The organism is Filimonas lacunae (genome assembly GCF_002355595.1).
GTDB classification, from domain to species: Bacteria; Bacteroidota; Bacteroidia; order Chitinophagales; family Chitinophagaceae; genus Filimonas; species Filimonas lacunae.
Genome location: NZ_AP017422.1, coordinates 4,569,048 through 4,585,658, shown reverse-complemented (window position 1 = coordinate 4,585,658; position 16,611 = coordinate 4,569,048). Strand labels below are relative to the sequence as shown.

The window sequence follows — 16,611 nt, the reverse complement described above, 5'->3', positions numbered from 1 at the left end:
TATGGAAAAGAACGCTTTGTTTTTCATAAGCTTTATATGGCACAACAAGCTTAATCGTATTTATTTACTTAGCGTGCTGCTATTTACTACTATAGGTTGGGTTGTGTTTAAATATTTATACCCCAATCCGAATGTGATATTCGATTCGTATTACTATATAACTGCTGCCGTTGCTGATGCTGATGTAAACGCCTGGCCTATTGGTTATTCGCGTTTTTTGCGCTTGGTAGGGCTTATTTCTCATTCTGTTAACTGGTTGCTTACTCTTCAGCATTTGTTGCTTAATCTTGCCTTACTATATTTTTTTTTTACGCTTCGGTACCTTTTCCTTTTAGGCAAAAAAAGCTCCATTGTTTTACTGATATTACTATTTGCGAACCCTATTTTTCCATATGTTAGCAACTTGGTGTTATCAGATTCTCTGTTTACAGCTCTCAGTCTTACCTGGCTGAGTCAGCTGCTTTGGATTATTTACCGGCCCCGACCTTATATGTTAGTAACCCATGCTCTGCTTTTGTTATTCACTTTTACTGTACGGTATAATGCCTTGTATTATCCTTTTATAGCCGCCCTAGCTTTTATACTTAGTCGACAAGCTTTACAATATAAGCTAGGCGGCATTGTCCTACAGTTCCTGCTTTTAGGTATATTTATTACCTATACTACTCATCGGATGAAGCAACAATATAAAGTTGCTCAGTTTTCTCCCTTTGGTGGCTGGAAATTGGCCAATGATGCCCTATACATATACGAGCATGTATATCAGGCTAATCATGATACTGTTCCTGATCGGTTTAAAGCGTTGGACGACAGAGTCCGAGAGTATTTTAGCAAAAGGCATTACCAGGTAGGGGTTGGGGTGAACGATCCTACCTGGGGCAGTTTTTATATGTATATCCATCCCTCGCCGCTTATTCAACATATGTTTAGCATCTATGGGAAGGACGCTCCTAACATAAATCTTAATTTTCAAAAATTTGCTCTGATGGGGCCTTTATACCAGGATTACGGAGTTTTCATTATCAAAAAATATCCCATTGCTTTTGTTCAGCATTTTGTATTACCCAATGTTGGCCGGTATTTTTATCCGCCTCAAGAAGTTCTAGTAGATTCATACAATCCGTTTGCTCTCCGGAAAGATTACTTGGGGAAATCCTCTATAGAATGGTTTGGACTGCAAACACTTGAGGCTTCCGGAGTTTTAATACAATTTCGAACAATTCTATTTTCTTTATATCCTGTATTCACAATGATTATCCATTTACTATTTTTATTCACTGCTTTTAATTTCTTATTTTATAAAGTATACCGGAGAACGGCGCGACTTACGAATTATGTTTTACTAACCATTGGTGGTTTGTGGTTGTTTGATTTCGGATTCAGTATAGTGGCGGCAGCTATAGTGTTGCGTTACCAATTGTTTATAATGGTCGTGGAACTAGGCTTCAGTCTTGTTTTTTCGGAATTGTATTTCTGGGCTTTACCGCAACAGGCAATAGGACGGCATAGTAGAAACACGATTGAGATTCCTGCTAAAGAACAAAAAGTTCCTTTCCTATAATTGTTCGTGCTTTATTTTATTGTTGTCACAGCTAAAATAGTGTACATGTCTACCGGAAATAATTTAGGTTTACTGTCGTTTATACTAAAAGATAGTAGTAACAGGTATCTGTTATGGCTGATTGGGATTATCGTCATGCTGATATGGCCTCTGTTTAAAATGATATATCCTTATCCTAATCTCTCTCTGGATTCCTACTTTTATATTCATGCGGCTGCATACAAACTCACCGTTCATATATGGCCTATAGGATATTCCTGGTTTATACGTTTGTCAGGATTTCTTTCACATTCCCACTTATTTTTTGTAACACTGCAATATCTATTGCTACAGTTTTCCTTTGTCGTCTTCTTTTTCACCATCCAGTACTTTTACCGACCTGGTAAAATGAGTACTATCATTCTTTTTGTTTTTCTATTTCTGAACCCTCTATTTTTCTACACCTGCAATGTAATTATGGCAGATGCTGCATTTACTGCCATTAGCCTGCTGTGGATAACACAACTCATTTGGATAATACAGCAACCCAAAACATCTATGTTGATTTCTCAGGCTTTATTATTACTGGTAGCTTTTACTATACGTTATCATGCCATGTATTATCCTATACTGGCAATCCTAGCTATTGCTATTAGTAAGCAGAAAATTTGGCTAAAATTAGCTGGCATTGCTATTCAGATTTGCCTGGTAGGACTTTTTGTTATATATACTAGCAATGAAAATAAAAAAGCATCTGGCCAAATGCAATTTTCTGCATTTGGTGGATGGAAACTTGCGAATAATGCCCTTTATCTGGGGGATTATATCGATCAGGCTGATACCTTAATGTCTGCAAATCTTCTACCCTTACAGCAGATGGTAAAGCAATATTTTTTAGCGCGCCATCCACCTATAGATTTATTAAGCCATGACGACCTTAACGGAGGTTATTATATGTTTAAAAGGACTTCGCCGTTAAAACAATATATGTATCTGATCTATAGGCATGATTATTTTAGTAAAGACGGTTATCAATATTTTGCAGGAGTAGCCCCTGTATTAAATGAATATGGTTCTTACATAATAAAAAAACATCCTGCTGCATTTGTCAATCACTTTGTAGTACCTAATCTATACCGATATTTATATCCTCCGGCTGAAAATTATGTTTTAGCGAGCATGTTCGATCTTGATTATTTTCTTACTGATTTTTCTACCAACTGGTTTTATTTATCTGCTTTCTCTACTTCTCCTAAAAGTATTCGGATAAAGCATCAGCTTTTAAAGCTATGGCCGACAATAGCGTTAATTATTCATTTTGTTTATCTGTTTAGTACAGTTATATTTCTTTTATACAGAACAAAAATACTTGCAAATAGAAATGTTTTGTATCCCGCTTTACTTATACTATGTCTTTGGTTGATGGATGCTGCATTCAATTGTATCACATCTGCTCCCGTGCTTCGATACCAGCTTCTGGTGCTCATTGTAGCTGGCACTTTTACTTTAATTGTTGTAGAGTACATGCTTAAAAATGCCCCATCAAATAATACTTCTGTTCCGAACATAGCCACCACTGTAGAATAAATTCAGTAATTAAACTGATTATATGCTCAATGGAAAAAAGATAGCGGCCGTATTACCTGCATACAATGCAGCTCAAACGCTTCCTGTTACCTACCGCGAAATAGACCGATCGTTAGTGGATTTTATAATCCTGGTAGATGATGCCAGTAAAGATAATACGGTAGCGGTAGCAAAAGAATTAGGAATAGTGAATATTGTTTGCCATGAGGAAAATAAAGGTTATGGTGGCAATCAGAAAAGCTGTTATAATAAAGCCCTGGAGTTAGGAGCAGATATTGTTGTTATGTTACATCCAGATTATCAGTATACACCGGCGTTAATTGCACCAATGGTTTCCTTAATTGCCAATAATGTATACCCTGTTGTACTGGGTTCCAGAATATTAGGTCGCGGTGCTTTAAAAGGTGGAATGCCTTTATACAAGTATTTTTTCAATCGTATGCTCACTATGACACAGAATCTGCTGATGACGCAGAAGCTTTCTGAGTATCATACTGGGTATCGCGCATTTAGTAAAGAAGTTTTGCAGGCAATACCTTATCTGCAAAACTCTGATGATTTTGTGTTTGATAATGAGATGCTGGCCCAAATATTTTATAAGGGCTTTGAAATTGCAGAAGTGACATGTCCTACGAAATATTTCAAAGAGGCATCCTCCATCAATTTTAAAAGAAGTTCCATATATGGGTTAGGCGTATTAAGGGTAAGTCTTCAGTATTTTCTGCAAAAAATTCACCTGGGATCATTCCGTATATTTAAAAACATGGCTTATCACAGTGTTCCCAAAAGAGAAACTGTTTCTATCATTCCATTAAGGGATACCCAAAAAGTAATAATGCGAGAACCATTATCTGATTGATATAGAAGCGGGAAGCATGATTATTCAAACTTTCCGCTTCTAGTAGCGCAACAAAGTATATTATTCAGGCATAAATAAATGAGGAATCCTGCCATCTGAAACAAACCGGTATAGAAAGTAAAAAATACCTAGGTTGCCATCTAAGAGGCCTGATCTTAACTTCTGTTCATTTTCTACCACCCAATAATAGCCCGATTCGTTTCTGCATCGTAGATGAGATAACTGATTAAAAATAAAAGACGCTCTGGATTTCCATATTGGATTTTTAAAAGTGTAAAAGGCTTCCAGATAAGTATCGCCTATACCGGCTAATCCATTAAGATAGCATAAGTGGTTTGAATGGTAATCGGCTGGAATGCCTGACAGCACATCTTCTGCCATTTTTTTGTAAAGATCATTCATTGTTGCTTTATAAGCAACAATGAATGCCAATGCTATGCCAGTAGCGCCATCATCAAACCATGGAGTAACTACATTCTTATCGATCCTTACAGGCCAGTTAATACTTCCATTATTGTCATGGGAATGCATTATCAAATAGTCCATAGTTCTGATAGCTGCTTCTTTTATACGTTCCTCAGGAAAGTGCAAATAAAACAACCACAGAAATGATGCAACACCAGCTACTCCATGTGTAAATCCGAAGATTCCTTTTCTGGAATTAAATCTCCAGGAACCATCTTCCGTTTGATATTCTAATAAATAATCGGCATACCTTACTGAATTGGAGAAAGTAACTTTTGGATTCAATGTTTTCAGTTTAAGCAAAGCTGCTAAACCTTGGCCAGCGGCCCCTTCTTCAATATTAAAGGCTATCGGGGCTGGGAAATATTCTTTCATATGCCATTCTGCAGTTTCCGTATCTCCTAAAAAAAAACCTGCTGTCCCTCTAAATAAACCGCTTTCGACAGAAGGTGAATTTATTGATGTAAATGTGTGTTCAACGTGTTTTATTGTACTAATCAACATGTTCATACAATAATAATACCCCGCTTTGCCATTACTCCAGCTATCATTGTCCGGAATAATAGACATAAGATCTAAATTAATCCAAGAGTTGTCTTTTACTCCTTCAGTTCCTCTGAAGAAAGAAACTGTATTTTCGGATGTGCTATTACGTGTTTTACGAAAAAAAGTATCTAAAGCTAGAGAAATAGTATCCCAATCAGGCTGTTCTTCTTCTGACAGACACTTTAACACAAGATCAATAATGGCATAATCAGGGATAAAATATGATAAATTTGATTTCATTAAATCTTTGTTAGATAAATCAAATTTAACAGGGTAGTAGCCAGAAATAAAATGAATAATCATCCAACCTAGCATACGGATGCTGGGTGAAGAATTGCTTTGGTTTTCGGTGCCAGGATGTAGCATTCTTATATTTCTTAAATACATCTTTCCATCTCTGATGAGAAAGGAGTCTGGAGTAAAAAAATTGTCAACTGTACAAATTTTATAGGCTGTTTTAATAATGTTTGCAACATTAATAAGTGTGCTTATAATATAAAGCTTTACATTTTTAGAAAGAAACCCCCAGCCTTGGTGACGACTTTCTTTAGGTATCGAAATGTCTATTGTTTGTTCACTGTAATCAATTATGAAATAACCTTTTTCGATATCAACATATTTGTGGAAAATATCTGTAATAGGCAAATGCTCCTTTAAATAGAGTATAAACTGAAGTCTTTGTTCCACTTCATCATGTGTGCCATAATGTATTAAAACAAGTTTCTTTCTGTCGTCATGTCCTATATAGGATAGAAGATCGTCATTTTTAGTAAAGTCAAGTCCTGCCAAAATATCTTCTAATCCGTACAGGTTATTTATTGCATTTTCCATAAATGGGGTATTCTTGTTATTTTCAATATAGAATAACTTCTATCAATAAACAGTTCATTAGCAATTTTAAAAGGAACATGGCATAATCTACAAAATAAGTGTTCCATAAATCGATAGATGTATGCCGAGAGGATATTTCTAAATAAAGTAACTTAAACGCTTAGTATCTGCTTCTGCTAGCGTTTTCTACATTTCTTTAATAATGGCTGGATATTTAAATAGTATAGAAGATAACAATTGGATTAGCGACATAATTCTAATAGGCTATGCTACAGTGGTAAATTAGGGCTTGTGTTGTAAAAGAATGCCTAGATCTTAATGAGTTATGACAGAGCAGAAATGCCATATTTGTTGAACAAAAGGCAAACAAATTAATTTAAAAAATGCAGATTATGAATAAAGTAAAATACATTTTATCGATAATTTCTATAATATCAATGGTAAGCTGTGTTTTTGCTTTTAAAAAATAATAACATGGGATAAGAGTATTTTTGTCTACACTGTTCTTAAGACTAGATGTACAGTGCCATTTCAAATATATCTTTTTCCTGTTGGAACTCCTTTTCCACGCGGTGCAGTCCTCACAGATTATTTTACGGACCCTAGGCAAAAATGCTGTGCTAGAGGATATTTATATGGTCATGCATTATAATGTATAAAGTCATATATGCAACAAAAAAATAAAATATAAGTTGCTGCATATATGATATGCAGCAACTTATATTTTATAAGTAATTAGTTATTATCTACTTTAAGCAATCCATAAGAAGTCGTAGCTGGAGTAGATCCTTTCATACCTCTAAAGACGAGGGTTATACTTTTAAATCTTGAAGTTGAAAGTCTCAATGTAGTTAATATTGTTGTAGTTGTTGCATCACGAACCTGAAAAACGTATTGCGAAATATTGTAAGGTCCTGGATAGGTTTTAAAAGATGTAATTGATTTGTAGGCTACAGAAGAGAATTCATTTATGGCAGGGGATGTATCCAAAGTGACATTGACTGCCGATGAATTGTAACAAAGGTTAATAAATCTGACGCCGAACACGCTGTCTGCATAATAAGGAAGGTTTTCCTTCTGCCAGATTGTATCTATTGCATTAACTGTACCAAACAAGAACAAGGAATAAACTTCGCCGTTATTCAATGTCTTGATTTGATTATAGTATGGATTTAATGAATCTTTCAGTGGATATAGGTACAGTTTTTGGACTCCAGAAGGAATAGCAAATTGCTTAAAGTCATTGGTAGGAGCACTGTCACGAAGGTTGTTAATCAATTTTATACCCTTCCCGTCATTAATTACATTAGTAATAGTGATGGAAGTAATAGGACTGGTAGGAATAGAATCTATCTTTTTACATGAAATAGATAGTAACATTAATAATCCACAGAATAAGCGAATGTCTTTTTTCATAAAAAAGTTGTTATTATTTTGAATTTTTCCAGGTAGGAATACCAGATTTCATTTTATTTAAGTTTTCAATATAGCTTTCTTTGTTTTGAGCTATTGATACGGCTTTCTCCTGCATAACCAATGCCTGTTGTTGCTTTCCCACCTTATACAGTAAATTAGCATAAGTGTCAATAAATTCAGGAACGTCAGGTTGAGCTTTAAGCACCTGAGCCATCCATTCAGTGGACTTATTTAAAACCCCTACATCATTTACGTGTTTAAATATAACATCCCAGCAAACAGTATTCACCCCCATACTTAAAATAAGAGAAGAGGTGTTTACGCCATATCTATTGAAATATTCCACGTACACCTTTCCTAAATTTTCCCAAAGCGCCTGTTCTCTATACCAATCAATTTTAGCAAATAGAATATTCCAATTGGTATAACTGGTGTCGTATTGTTTTCTAATTTTTTTATACATCAGTTCCCAATCTGGAGTAGACGATTTAAATACTCTTTTGTCTGAACCCAAGAAGGGGGTGATATATAATTCAGGTAATATGTATTCCTCATTGATAATTCTATTATATACTGATCTTACATAGCCTGAATCTCTCATGGCTGTATTGATAGTATTATGTTTTTTTCTGAAGAAGGAGTAAGCTTTCTTATTAGAAGAGTTAATATAATCACCCATAAAAGCGATGTTGGAAGGATGTAATATTATACTATCCGGCTGCTTCATCAACCAATTGTCAATATAATCGTAGGCTATAATTTTTGATTTTTTACTCAAGTGAAGCCGGGTAGCCATTTTAGAAAGTTGCATCATTTCACGCGGATCCAGCTTCCGGTTGTCGTATCGTTTTAAAAGTGTATAGAACTGCTTACTTGAATCTGAAGCTTCGGATAACAAGGATTTAAATCCGTTTGGCTCTCTTCCTCCGATATCTTTATGCAGCAATTCCCCTTTAGGAGAAAAGAATAGGAAGGTGGGATAGGCAGCAATTATGTATTTTCGATTGATTTCCTCGGCTAAACTGTACATCGCACGTACAGATTCGTCGTCATTGGTAGTGCTATCAAATTGTAATTTGATAGCGATATACCTTTCATTCACATAATCCGATATCTTGCAGTCAGTGTACACAAATTTGTCCATTCTCTTGCATGGTCCGCACCAACTGGCTACACAATCGATAAATATATTTTTATTCTCCTCTTTAGCCTTCTTAAGAATTTGTTCCCATCTCGACTCTTTTACAAAATTAACATTGCATGAGCCCTGACTAAAACCGTAAAAGAATAAACCAAAGCATAGTATAAGCACTCCTGTAAACTTCATCACTATCGTTTTAATGAGTATTAATAAGTAAATCTCAATGTTACAATCTGAAAATTTAGTAAGACAGAATTCGCAAAACCAATCTACACGACGTTTGTGATTGATGCAGTCAGGGCTGTTACGTTTCAAATCAAGGCGGAGTTTTCTGTCTACACTTTCGCTTCGTATAATATAATAGGAGTTGAAGGCATTGTATAACGGAGAAATGCTCTTTTTTTTACTTGAAATGAAATTATATTCAGCTTCTTGTTAATAGAGACAAGCTCAATTCAGGAAAAATGCATATACATATAGGCTTTTCATCGTCTCGGACAAGACGAGAGCACTCAGATGATTTCACTAAAATAAGTGGAATGGTAGTCGATTAAGAAGAACAGGATAAAGTTGAATGGGAAAAACACTCGTTCATTTTGTTCAGAACGTTTATTTTTTCTGCCGAACGATATTTTTAATACTTCATAAGAAGTTAAATTTTGGTTTAGGATTTATCCTTGTGTTTCTACATAGGGAGCTTTATAAAAAACTCTGCGCAAAATAGCCACCATAGGGGCAATTGACAGCGGAAACTGTACTATAACTAATATAAAAAGCTTCAGATGGCATGGGTCTCCCCGGTGCATACAGGTAGCCCACCGCTTGGATGGTACATACGCCCTAGGCGCTTCTTATGAAATAATACTTTGAAGAAGCAGCCTTCTTGAAGGAGAAAACACTAGTGATAGAAGTGAATGCAATGAGCACTGCGAGGAAGTAATGTTCTTTTTTCACAAGAAGTGGTATTGAAAGGTATAGTTATAACAAGTTATAGCTTTCTTTTACGTTTTTTAAGGTTTATTGGATAATCATAGGGAGCATTCTAACCATTTAGCAATAGCTCTGCAATGGAATGTATTAGGTTTTCCCCACGTGTTGATAAGTTAACATGTTTACCTTTTTCTGGTATAAATTTGCCTAAAACGCAAACTTTTGACTATTAAAGAGATGAATAGGATTAGAGTAGTATTGGCAGAGCTAAATGTAAAAAACAAGTGGCTGGCTGATAAACTTGGCAAAAACCAGGCAACGGTCTCCCAATGGTGCAATAATGCGCGGCAACCATCGGTAGAAACCTTGTTTGACATTGCGGAGGTGTTGGAGGTAGACGTAAGAATGCTATTGGTTTCCTCCAAAGAGAATGGGTAAATTTCTAATTAACTAAGTAAGACATCAAATAGAATGAGCGAATTAACGATAGATACCATCAAGCATACTTTTTCTGGACACGACTCCTTTCCCTGTAGGCAGCTTTGGCTGAAAAAAGGCTATGATTATGTGCAGGAACAGCGTTCTTTTAACGACGAAGAGGCCGTGGTAAAGTTAGGAGTGGGTAAAAACATGGTGTCGGCTATCCGGTATTGGATGAAAGCATTTAACATCATTGACAACAAGGATGTGCCTACTGAATTTGGAACAAGGCTGTTTGACAATGAAACCGGCTATGACCCTTACTTGGAAGATGAGGCTAGCTTATGGTTATTGCATTACCAGCTAGTAAAAGGGGGCATGGCTTCTATCTACAGTATCATGTTTAATGAATTTAGAAGGGAAAAGCTGTTTTTTACCAGGGAAACGTTTTTGAACTACTTAAGAAGAACACAAGAAATTACCCCTATCCTCAATTTTAATGAAAATACGATAGCGAAGGACTTTAATGTTTTTATTAACATGTATAAAGGGGACGCGCAAAATGGTGATATTGAGGATAGTTATTCTGGAATATTGTCGGAAATTGGCTTGCTGAAAACGGTGGGAAGGGGCAAAGACGAGCAGTTTCAGATTGAAAATAATGAGCGGTACAGTTTGCCGGAGGCAGTAGTGCTGTATGCAATATTGGATAATGGCAACTATGGAAATGCGATAAGCCTGGATACATTGGAACATACTAAAAACAGTCCGGGTGTCATTTTCGCTTTAAACCGCTCGGGCTTGATGAATAAGATAGAAGGGATAGCGAGTGGGCATAAAAACATCACGTTTACCGATCACGCAGGTATTAAGGAATTGCAATTGAAGAACAAACTGAACGCTTACTCAATTTTAGACAAATATTATGGCAAATAATTTCACTACATCGGTCAATATCCTCAGAGATACTGAAAGGGATTTTCACTATATCCCTACACCAAATGCAGCGCAAGTTGTAAGCCAGATTGTAAATGATTTTAAGACAGGCATCAAGGCTTTTAACATCATCGGTACTTATGGAACAGGGAAATCGTCTTTCCTGTTGGCATTTGAACAAAGTATCAAAGGCAAGAAGCGTTACTTTAATCCTAATTTTATTGCCAATCCGAAGGTGGATTTTATAAAGGTAGTGGGTTCTTACACCTCTATGGTGGAGTATTTCGCGGATATGTTTGACATCACTACTACTAAAAATAAACAGGAGAACATTTTATCGGAGATATACAACCGGTACCATGCCTTAGGTAAAACCAACGGGTTGTTGTTTTTGCTGATTGATGAGTTTGGTAAGTTTCTAGAGTACGCCAGCGCCCATAACCCCGAAAATGAGCTGTACTTTGTGCAGCAGTTAGCGGAGTTTTGTAATAATCCCCAATACAATATTGTACTCATCACCACCGTTCACCAGGCCTTTGATTCCTACGCTTACTCGTTAAGCAGCACACAAAAGCAAGAATGGACGAAAGTAAGAGGCCGTTTTCAGGGAATTACCTTTAACGAGCCTGTGGAGCAGCTATTGTTTCTGGCCTCGGAATTTGTGGCCGGTAGCAACAAGGGCAATTTTCCCAAAAGTGCCGTAGACAAATGCCTGAAACTAACGGTAGCCACTAAGGCCTTTAACTTAAACAAAGACTTTGTAAACAGTATAGCCGAAAACCTGTATCCGTTGGATTTGCTGGCGGCTAACGTGCTTACCTCGTCGTTACAGAAATACGGGCAAAATGAGCGCTCGTTGTTTACGTTTTTGGAATCGACAGACCATACCGGTTTAGCCAGGCTGAATAAAAAGGACAACCCGTTTTATAACCTGAGTTGTGTATATGACTACCTGAATTTTAATTTTTACTCCTTCCTTACTTCCCGGTATAACCCCGATTTTTCGGCTTGGAGCTCTATCCGGGCGGCCATTGAAAACGTAGAAAGAACTTTTGACACGGACATCAACGGGTATATCAAAGTGCTGAAGACGATTGGCATGTTGAACGTGTTTCCTGCCGTTGGCGCTGTTTTAGATGAGCGTTTTTTAAGCAGTTACCTGGAAATAGCTTGTGGGGTGGCAAATGGCAAAGCCATTATCAGCGACCTGGAAAGCAAGAAAATTATCCGGTATCGCAAATACAACCATCGTTACGTTTTATTCGGTGGAACCGATTTAGACATAGAGCAAGCATTGCGTGAGGCCGCCAATAAGATTTCTGAGGTGGGGGACGTGTCGGCTTTCCTGCATAAATATTTTCAGTTCACGCCGGTGTTTGCCAAGTTGTATTCGTACGAAAAGGGCACCCCGCGTTTTTTTGAGTTCAAAATTTCGGAATATCCTATCACCAAAGAAATTCCCGAAGGGGAGATTGATGGGATTGTGAACCTGGTGTTTAACAACAAAATAAAGATTGCCGACGTACAGGAAGCCTCCCTGGCACAGAAAGAAGCGATTATCTATTGCTTTTTCAAAAATTCCGGTGAAATCAAGAACCTGCTGTTTGAAATTGAAAAAAGCCAGAAGGTAATTGAAGAAAACCCGGAAGACAAAGTAGCTAAAAGGGAGTTGGAAAATATTGTGGAGTCGCAGATTCGTTTGCTGAATCATTACATCTCCGACAATATGTATTCGGGCAGCAAGGATGTGAAATGGTTTTTTAAAGGGGAAGAAAAGAAGATTGCGGATAAGAAGGACTTCAACAAATTACTGTCGCAAGTGTGCAGCATGGTATATGATGCCACCCCCATATTTAAAAACGAGTTGCTGAATAAGCATAAGATATCATCCTCTATTCACACGGCAAAAAAGAACTATTTCAAAGCGTTGGTGAATAATTGGGGGGACGAGAACCTGGGTTTTGAAGAATCTAAATTTCCACCGGAGAAAACCATTTATCTCACCCTGTTGAAGGAAAACGGGATATCACCGGTACGGGATAATTCTTTTGAGGTAGTAACCATTCACAAGCAGAGTTCCTTTAACAAACTGTGGAAAGCTTCTGAAAAGTTTTTGGAAAGCGCCAAAACTGAGCAGAAAAGACTTTCGGAATTGGTGCAGGTGTTGTCGAAACGTCCTTTCAAACTCAAACAAGGGTTAATCGATTTTTGGCTGCCTACGTTTTTATTCCTGAAGCGGGAAGACTATGCGCTATTCAAAGACGGTGCTTATATCCCCGGTTTATCGGAAGAAAACCTGGAGCTGGTGTCTAAATTTCCGGCCGATTATACCATCAAGGCTTTTGATATTGGCGGTGTGAAACTGGATATATTCAACAGCTATCGCACCTTCTTAAACCAGTCTACCGAACTGAAGTTTGACAATAAATCGTTTATTGAAACCATCAAGCCTTTCATTTCGTTTTACAAGCAGTTACCGGAATATTCCAAACAAACCATGCGTTTGTCGTCCGCCGCGTTAAAAATCAGGCAGGCCATTGTAAAAAGTAAAGACCCGGAACAAACATTTTTCGAGGCTTTCCCCGAGGCGCTGGGCGTATCGCTCGATAGCTTACAGCGGGATAAAAATGGTTTACAATCGTACGCTGCGCTGTTACAAAATGCTGTACGGGAGTTGCGGGTATCGTACGATGAACTGGTGAAACGATTTGAGGAATTTATCTGCAGCGAATTTGTAGGCAAACCGGTGGCCTTTGAAGAATATAAGCAGCACCTGCAGGAGCGTTTTTCCAAGTTGAAAAAGCACCTGCTATTAGCCAATCAGAAGACGTTTGTACAGCGTGTAGACTCTGCTTTAGACGATAAAAAATCGTGGCTGAATTCACTCGCGCAGGCAGTGAGCGGTAAAACAATGGAGCTGTTTACCGATGAAGATGAAATATGGCTATACGACAAGTTCAAAACGATGATTTTGGAACTGGATAGCTTGACCAATATTTCTAAAGTGGATATTGATGAGAAGAATGAAGAAGTGATTGGCGTAAAGATAGACACCTTTTTCAGCACCATCAATCCGAAGATTGTAAGGATGCCCAAAAACAAGGCGCAGGAAGTAGAACAACTGAAAGCCATTTTGAAAAAGAAACTGGGAACGGACAAAACTGCTAATATCGCAGCTGTGTTAAACCTATTAAAAGAATTGTTGCAATGAGTAGAGTGAGGCATGTATTAGGGATTTCAGGCGGCAAAGACAGTGCAGCGCTGGCAGTGTATATCAAAAGCAAATACCCTGCGTTGGATATAGAATTCTATTCTTGCGATACGGGTAAAGAATTAGAAGAAACCTACCAGCTGATTAATAATTTAGAGGTATACCTGGGTATTAAAATAAAACTATTACAGGCTGCTGGAAACAGCTCGGAAGATCCGTTTGATCATTTTCTAAAAATGTATGGCGGCTTTTTACCCTCTTCCAACTCCCGCTGGTGCACCAAGAAACTAAAGCTAGAGCCTTTTGAAAAGTATGTAGGCACTGATCCCGTGGTTTCGTATGTAGGTATTCGCGGCGATGAAGACAGGGAAGGTTATATCTCTACCAAGAAGAATATCCAGTCGATTTTTCCTTTTAGGAAGAACATCTGGAGTGAAGATGTGATAGCCAAGGTATTGTCGAACCAAAACATAGAGCAGGTACAGTCCTTTGCCAGGGAGATAGATTTTGGCAGAAGCCAGGATAAGGTATCGCAACTACTGGTAAAAAAAGTAGAGCCTGCTTTCACCCAGGTGCAAAAGTTGGAAGCGCTACTGGAAGCAGACGTAAAAGGCTTTAATCATTTAGTGTTCGCCTTTTTGAAAACCACAGAATACCCATTGGCTACGGAAGCGCATTTTCCTTTACTGGATAATGAAGATGTGCTGGTAAGAGATGACATCTTCCGGATTTTACGGGAAAGCGGTGTAGGGGTACCAGCTTACTATAACAAAATTGATTTTGGCATCAATGGCAAAACGGGCCAATATGCCCGCAGCCGCTCCGGATGCTACTTCTGCTTTTTCCAACAAAAGATAGAATGGATTTGGCTATACGAGCAGCACCCAGAGATGTATAAAAAAGCCATGGAATATGAAAAAGATGGCTATACCTGGTGCCAAAGCGAAAGCCTGGCGGAGCTGATAGAACCCGCCCGTATGGAAAAGATTAAAATGGAATACCTCAAAAGAATGGAGCGCGCTTCCTCCAAAGTGCAATCGCCCTACCTGATTGACATTTTAGAAGAAGCCGAAGGCGTAGGTTGCGCTAGTTGTTTTATATAAATGAGAGACATATTTGAATATTATTTGAAGGCATGCAATAGGGCATCTATTGACCAAACCGATTTGATATTCGAGTTTGGTGATTATTACATTGTATTTTCTTTCGAAAAAATTAAGGATGATGACATTAATAGCGAAAAAAGTTTTTCCCCTTTAAGAAAAAATGATATTTCTGTTATTGAAGCTCTTTTAATAAAAGTTGAAAAATTTTTCTCCTTTGCAATAAAAGGAAGTGAATTTCTGGGGTCAAGAGAAGATGAGGAGGAAGGGAGATCGATTACAAATGAGATGTACATTTTAGCGAAATATATCAACTCATATAAGCAAGAGGGGGTACAGAATTTATATGTTTCCGTGGAGTATGGAGATCCCCTATGCGATGTAGATGGTGATTATATATTCACTGTTGAAATTGTTAAAGAACTGTGGTGGGATATTGAATTTGCTAAGAAAGTTATTAGTTTTTTTGATGTTATAAGCAATGTCGATGTGCCGAGTTTTTATATGCCCTTATTTAGTAGTAATGATTCATTAAAGGATAGTAAGCTAGTTCCGATTTTATCTACTAATACAAAAACAAGGCGAATTGGGTATTTTAAGATTTTATCTCTTTTTTTAGAGGAGTATAAAAAAGTGCCAGTATCATCGGTAAATAAAAAATTTGAAAATTACTGTCTCCCTTATAGGGAGGTTTTACAAGATAGCGATTTTAAAAAAGGATTAGTTAGTGAAACAAAAACGGGTATCTCCGCAAAGCCATACATAGATGTAGCAAGCGAACTAGAATTTTTGAATAGGATTAATAATGTTTTTCATACAGGAAAATCTTTTAAAGTTTACCAAGTATTACAGAAGGAGCTTTCTGCATCTGAGAAGGTATTCGAATTGACGCCTTTTGATAAAATGTTTTTTTTAGAGTGCATGTTGAAAGCTGACTATTTCTACTTTACAAACCTTCTGGAGTTGATTTTTATTGCTGAGGAGGTCGAATATTCTTATCTGATACTCAAATTTCAGAATCAATTAATAAGATGTCTAGAAGATTATAAGAGGCTGAATCTTTTTGAAAGTAGAACAGCCCTACAAGACATTGATGCTATTACGAATAGAATAAAAAAATGGGAAAACCCTGAAAAATATTTAGAACACTTAGTTATGCCTCGTCTAAATTGGATGTTGGATTTAGGGATTATTCAGGAAAATGGGAAAAATGTATTTCGAATGACTGAAATAGGCAATAGGTTGTTTAAAAATTTGGCTATTTGGAATGATATAAATAGAGGGAAAGTGATTGCCCCAAATTCTTTTATTGAAGTGTTTATGACACATATTTATGACGATTGTTATAACAATAGCTTCTTAAATAATCCAACAGACGTAAACCTGATATGGGACAAAATGTATGATTATATAAAAGATAGTTTCGGGTTGTTTAAAACGCTCGCCCCCAATAGGGTGACAGCATCACAAGCTGCTAATTATGCCAGGTATAAATTGTACTTTAATGATGGAATTAAAGTTGGATATCAGGCTGTGTTAAACAGATTGTCAGAAAAGAATCAAGATAAATTTATTTTTAAATATCAAGAACAATATCAAGACGGATATGTTCAAATAAAAAATTGA

General features: G+C 37.1%; 11 protein-coding genes. 8 read left to right on the top strand and 3 right to left on the bottom strand.

The window, feature by feature from the left end:
• Window position 1: 1 nt before the first annotated feature.
• From FLA_RS18135 to FLA_RS18125, 3 genes are all read left to right on the top strand, one after another.
• The gene (locus FLA_RS18135) at window positions 2-1,561 is read left to right on the top strand and encodes a hypothetical protein (RefSeq protein WP_076378687.1); all 1,560 of its coding nucleotides are present in this window, start codon (window positions 2-4) and stop codon (window positions 1,559-1,561) included.
• Window positions 1,562-2,017: 456 nt separating this feature from the next.
• Window positions 2,018-3,127, top strand: coding sequence for a hypothetical protein (locus tag FLA_RS18130; RefSeq protein ID WP_144264016.1), 1,110 nt, complete (start codon window positions 2,018-2,020; stop codon window positions 3,125-3,127).
• Between the two features lie 22 nt (window positions 3,128-3,149).
• On the top strand, window positions 3,150-3,986 hold the full coding sequence (locus tag FLA_RS18125; protein ID WP_084206192.1) for a glycosyltransferase family 2 protein: 837 nt from the start codon (window positions 3,150-3,152) through the stop codon (window positions 3,984-3,986).
• A gap of 60 nt (window positions 3,987-4,046) precedes the next feature.
• Here FLA_RS18125 and FLA_RS18120 read toward each other — a convergent pair whose 3' ends face one another.
• From FLA_RS18120 to FLA_RS18110, 3 genes are all read right to left on the bottom strand, one after another.
• Window positions 4,047-5,828: a lanthionine synthetase LanC family protein gene (locus tag FLA_RS18120; protein ID WP_076378683.1), complete on the bottom strand. Its 1,782-nt coding sequence runs from the start codon at window positions 5,826-5,828 to the stop codon at window positions 4,047-4,049.
• Between the two features lie 735 nt (window positions 5,829-6,563).
• Entirely contained in the window at window positions 6,564-7,244 is a 681-nt protein-coding gene (locus FLA_RS18115; protein ID WP_076378681.1) for a DUF4397 domain-containing protein, read from the bottom strand.
• A gap of 13 nt (window positions 7,245-7,257) precedes the next feature.
• Window positions 7,258-8,571 (bottom strand): thioredoxin family protein, encoded by a 1,314-nt coding sequence (locus tag FLA_RS18110; RefSeq protein WP_076378678.1) that lies wholly within the window; start codon window positions 8,569-8,571, stop codon window positions 7,258-7,260.
• A 981-nt stretch (window positions 8,572-9,552) separates the two neighbouring features.
• On the opposite strand from FLA_RS18110, the gene FLA_RS18105 reads away from it, so the two are divergent.
• Genes FLA_RS18105 through FLA_RS18085 form a run of 5 tightly spaced genes read left to right on the top strand, consistent with a single transcriptional unit; the run spans window position 9,553 to window position 16,611 of the window.
• A complete protein-coding gene (locus FLA_RS18105; protein ID WP_076378676.1) occupies window positions 9,553-9,753 on the top strand; it encodes a helix-turn-helix transcriptional regulator in 201 nt (66 codons plus the stop codon).
• Between the two features lie 33 nt (window positions 9,754-9,786).
• On the top strand, window positions 9,787-10,671 hold the full coding sequence (locus FLA_RS18100; protein WP_076378674.1) for a DUF4007 family protein: 885 nt from the start codon (window positions 9,787-9,789) through the stop codon (window positions 10,669-10,671).
• Window positions 10,661-13,882, top strand: coding sequence for a hypothetical protein (locus FLA_RS18095; RefSeq protein ID WP_076378672.1), 3,222 nt, complete (start codon window positions 10,661-10,663; stop codon window positions 13,880-13,882). The genes FLA_RS18100 and FLA_RS18095 overlap by 11 nt, the downstream gene beginning before the upstream one ends.
• Window positions 13,879-14,985 carry a phosphoadenosine phosphosulfate reductase family protein gene (locus FLA_RS18090; RefSeq protein ID WP_076378670.1) on the top strand — a complete coding sequence of 369 codons (1,107 nt, stop codon included), beginning with the start codon at window positions 13,879-13,881 and terminating at the stop codon, window positions 14,983-14,985. The genes FLA_RS18095 and FLA_RS18090 overlap by 4 nt, the downstream gene beginning before the upstream one ends.
• Entirely contained in the window at window positions 14,986-16,611 is a 1,626-nt protein-coding gene (locus tag FLA_RS18085) for a hypothetical protein (RefSeq protein WP_076378668.1), read from the top strand.

What these genes read in the sequence shown, in the direction of transcription:
- FLA_RS18135 (WP_076378687.1), top strand. Translation starts at nt 2, where the DNA reads ATGGAAAAGAACGCTTTGTTTTTCATAAGCTTTATATGGCACAACAAG.
- FLA_RS18125 (WP_084206192.1), top strand. Translation starts at nt 3,150, where the DNA reads ATGCTCAATGGAAAAAAGATAGCGGCCGTATTACCTGCATACAATGCA.
- FLA_RS18115 (WP_076378681.1), bottom strand. Translation starts at nt 7,244, where the DNA reads ATGAAAAAAGACATTCGCTTATTCTGTGGATTATTAATGTTACTATCT.
- FLA_RS18085 (WP_076378668.1), top strand. Translation starts at nt 14,986, where the DNA reads ATGAGAGACATATTTGAATATTATTTGAAGGCATGCAATAGGGCATCT.
- FLA_RS18130 (WP_144264016.1), top strand. Translation starts at nt 2,018, where the DNA reads ATGGCAGATGCTGCATTTACTGCCATTAGCCTGCTGTGGATAACACAA.
- FLA_RS18120 (WP_076378683.1), bottom strand. Translation starts at nt 5,828, where the DNA reads ATGGAAAATGCAATAAATAACCTGTACGGATTAGAAGATATTTTGGCA.
- FLA_RS18095 (WP_076378672.1), top strand. Translation starts at nt 10,661, where the DNA reads ATGGCAAATAATTTCACTACATCGGTCAATATCCTCAGAGATACTGAA.
- FLA_RS18105 (WP_076378676.1), top strand. Translation starts at nt 9,553, where the DNA reads ATGAATAGGATTAGAGTAGTATTGGCAGAGCTAAATGTAAAAAACAAG.
- FLA_RS18110 (WP_076378678.1), bottom strand. Translation starts at nt 8,571, where the DNA reads ATGAAGTTTACAGGAGTGCTTATACTATGCTTTGGTTTATTCTTTTAC.
- FLA_RS18100 (WP_076378674.1), top strand. Translation starts at nt 9,787, where the DNA reads ATGAGCGAATTAACGATAGATACCATCAAGCATACTTTTTCTGGACAC.
- FLA_RS18090 (WP_076378670.1), top strand. Translation starts at nt 13,879, where the DNA reads ATGAGTAGAGTGAGGCATGTATTAGGGATTTCAGGCGGCAAAGACAGT.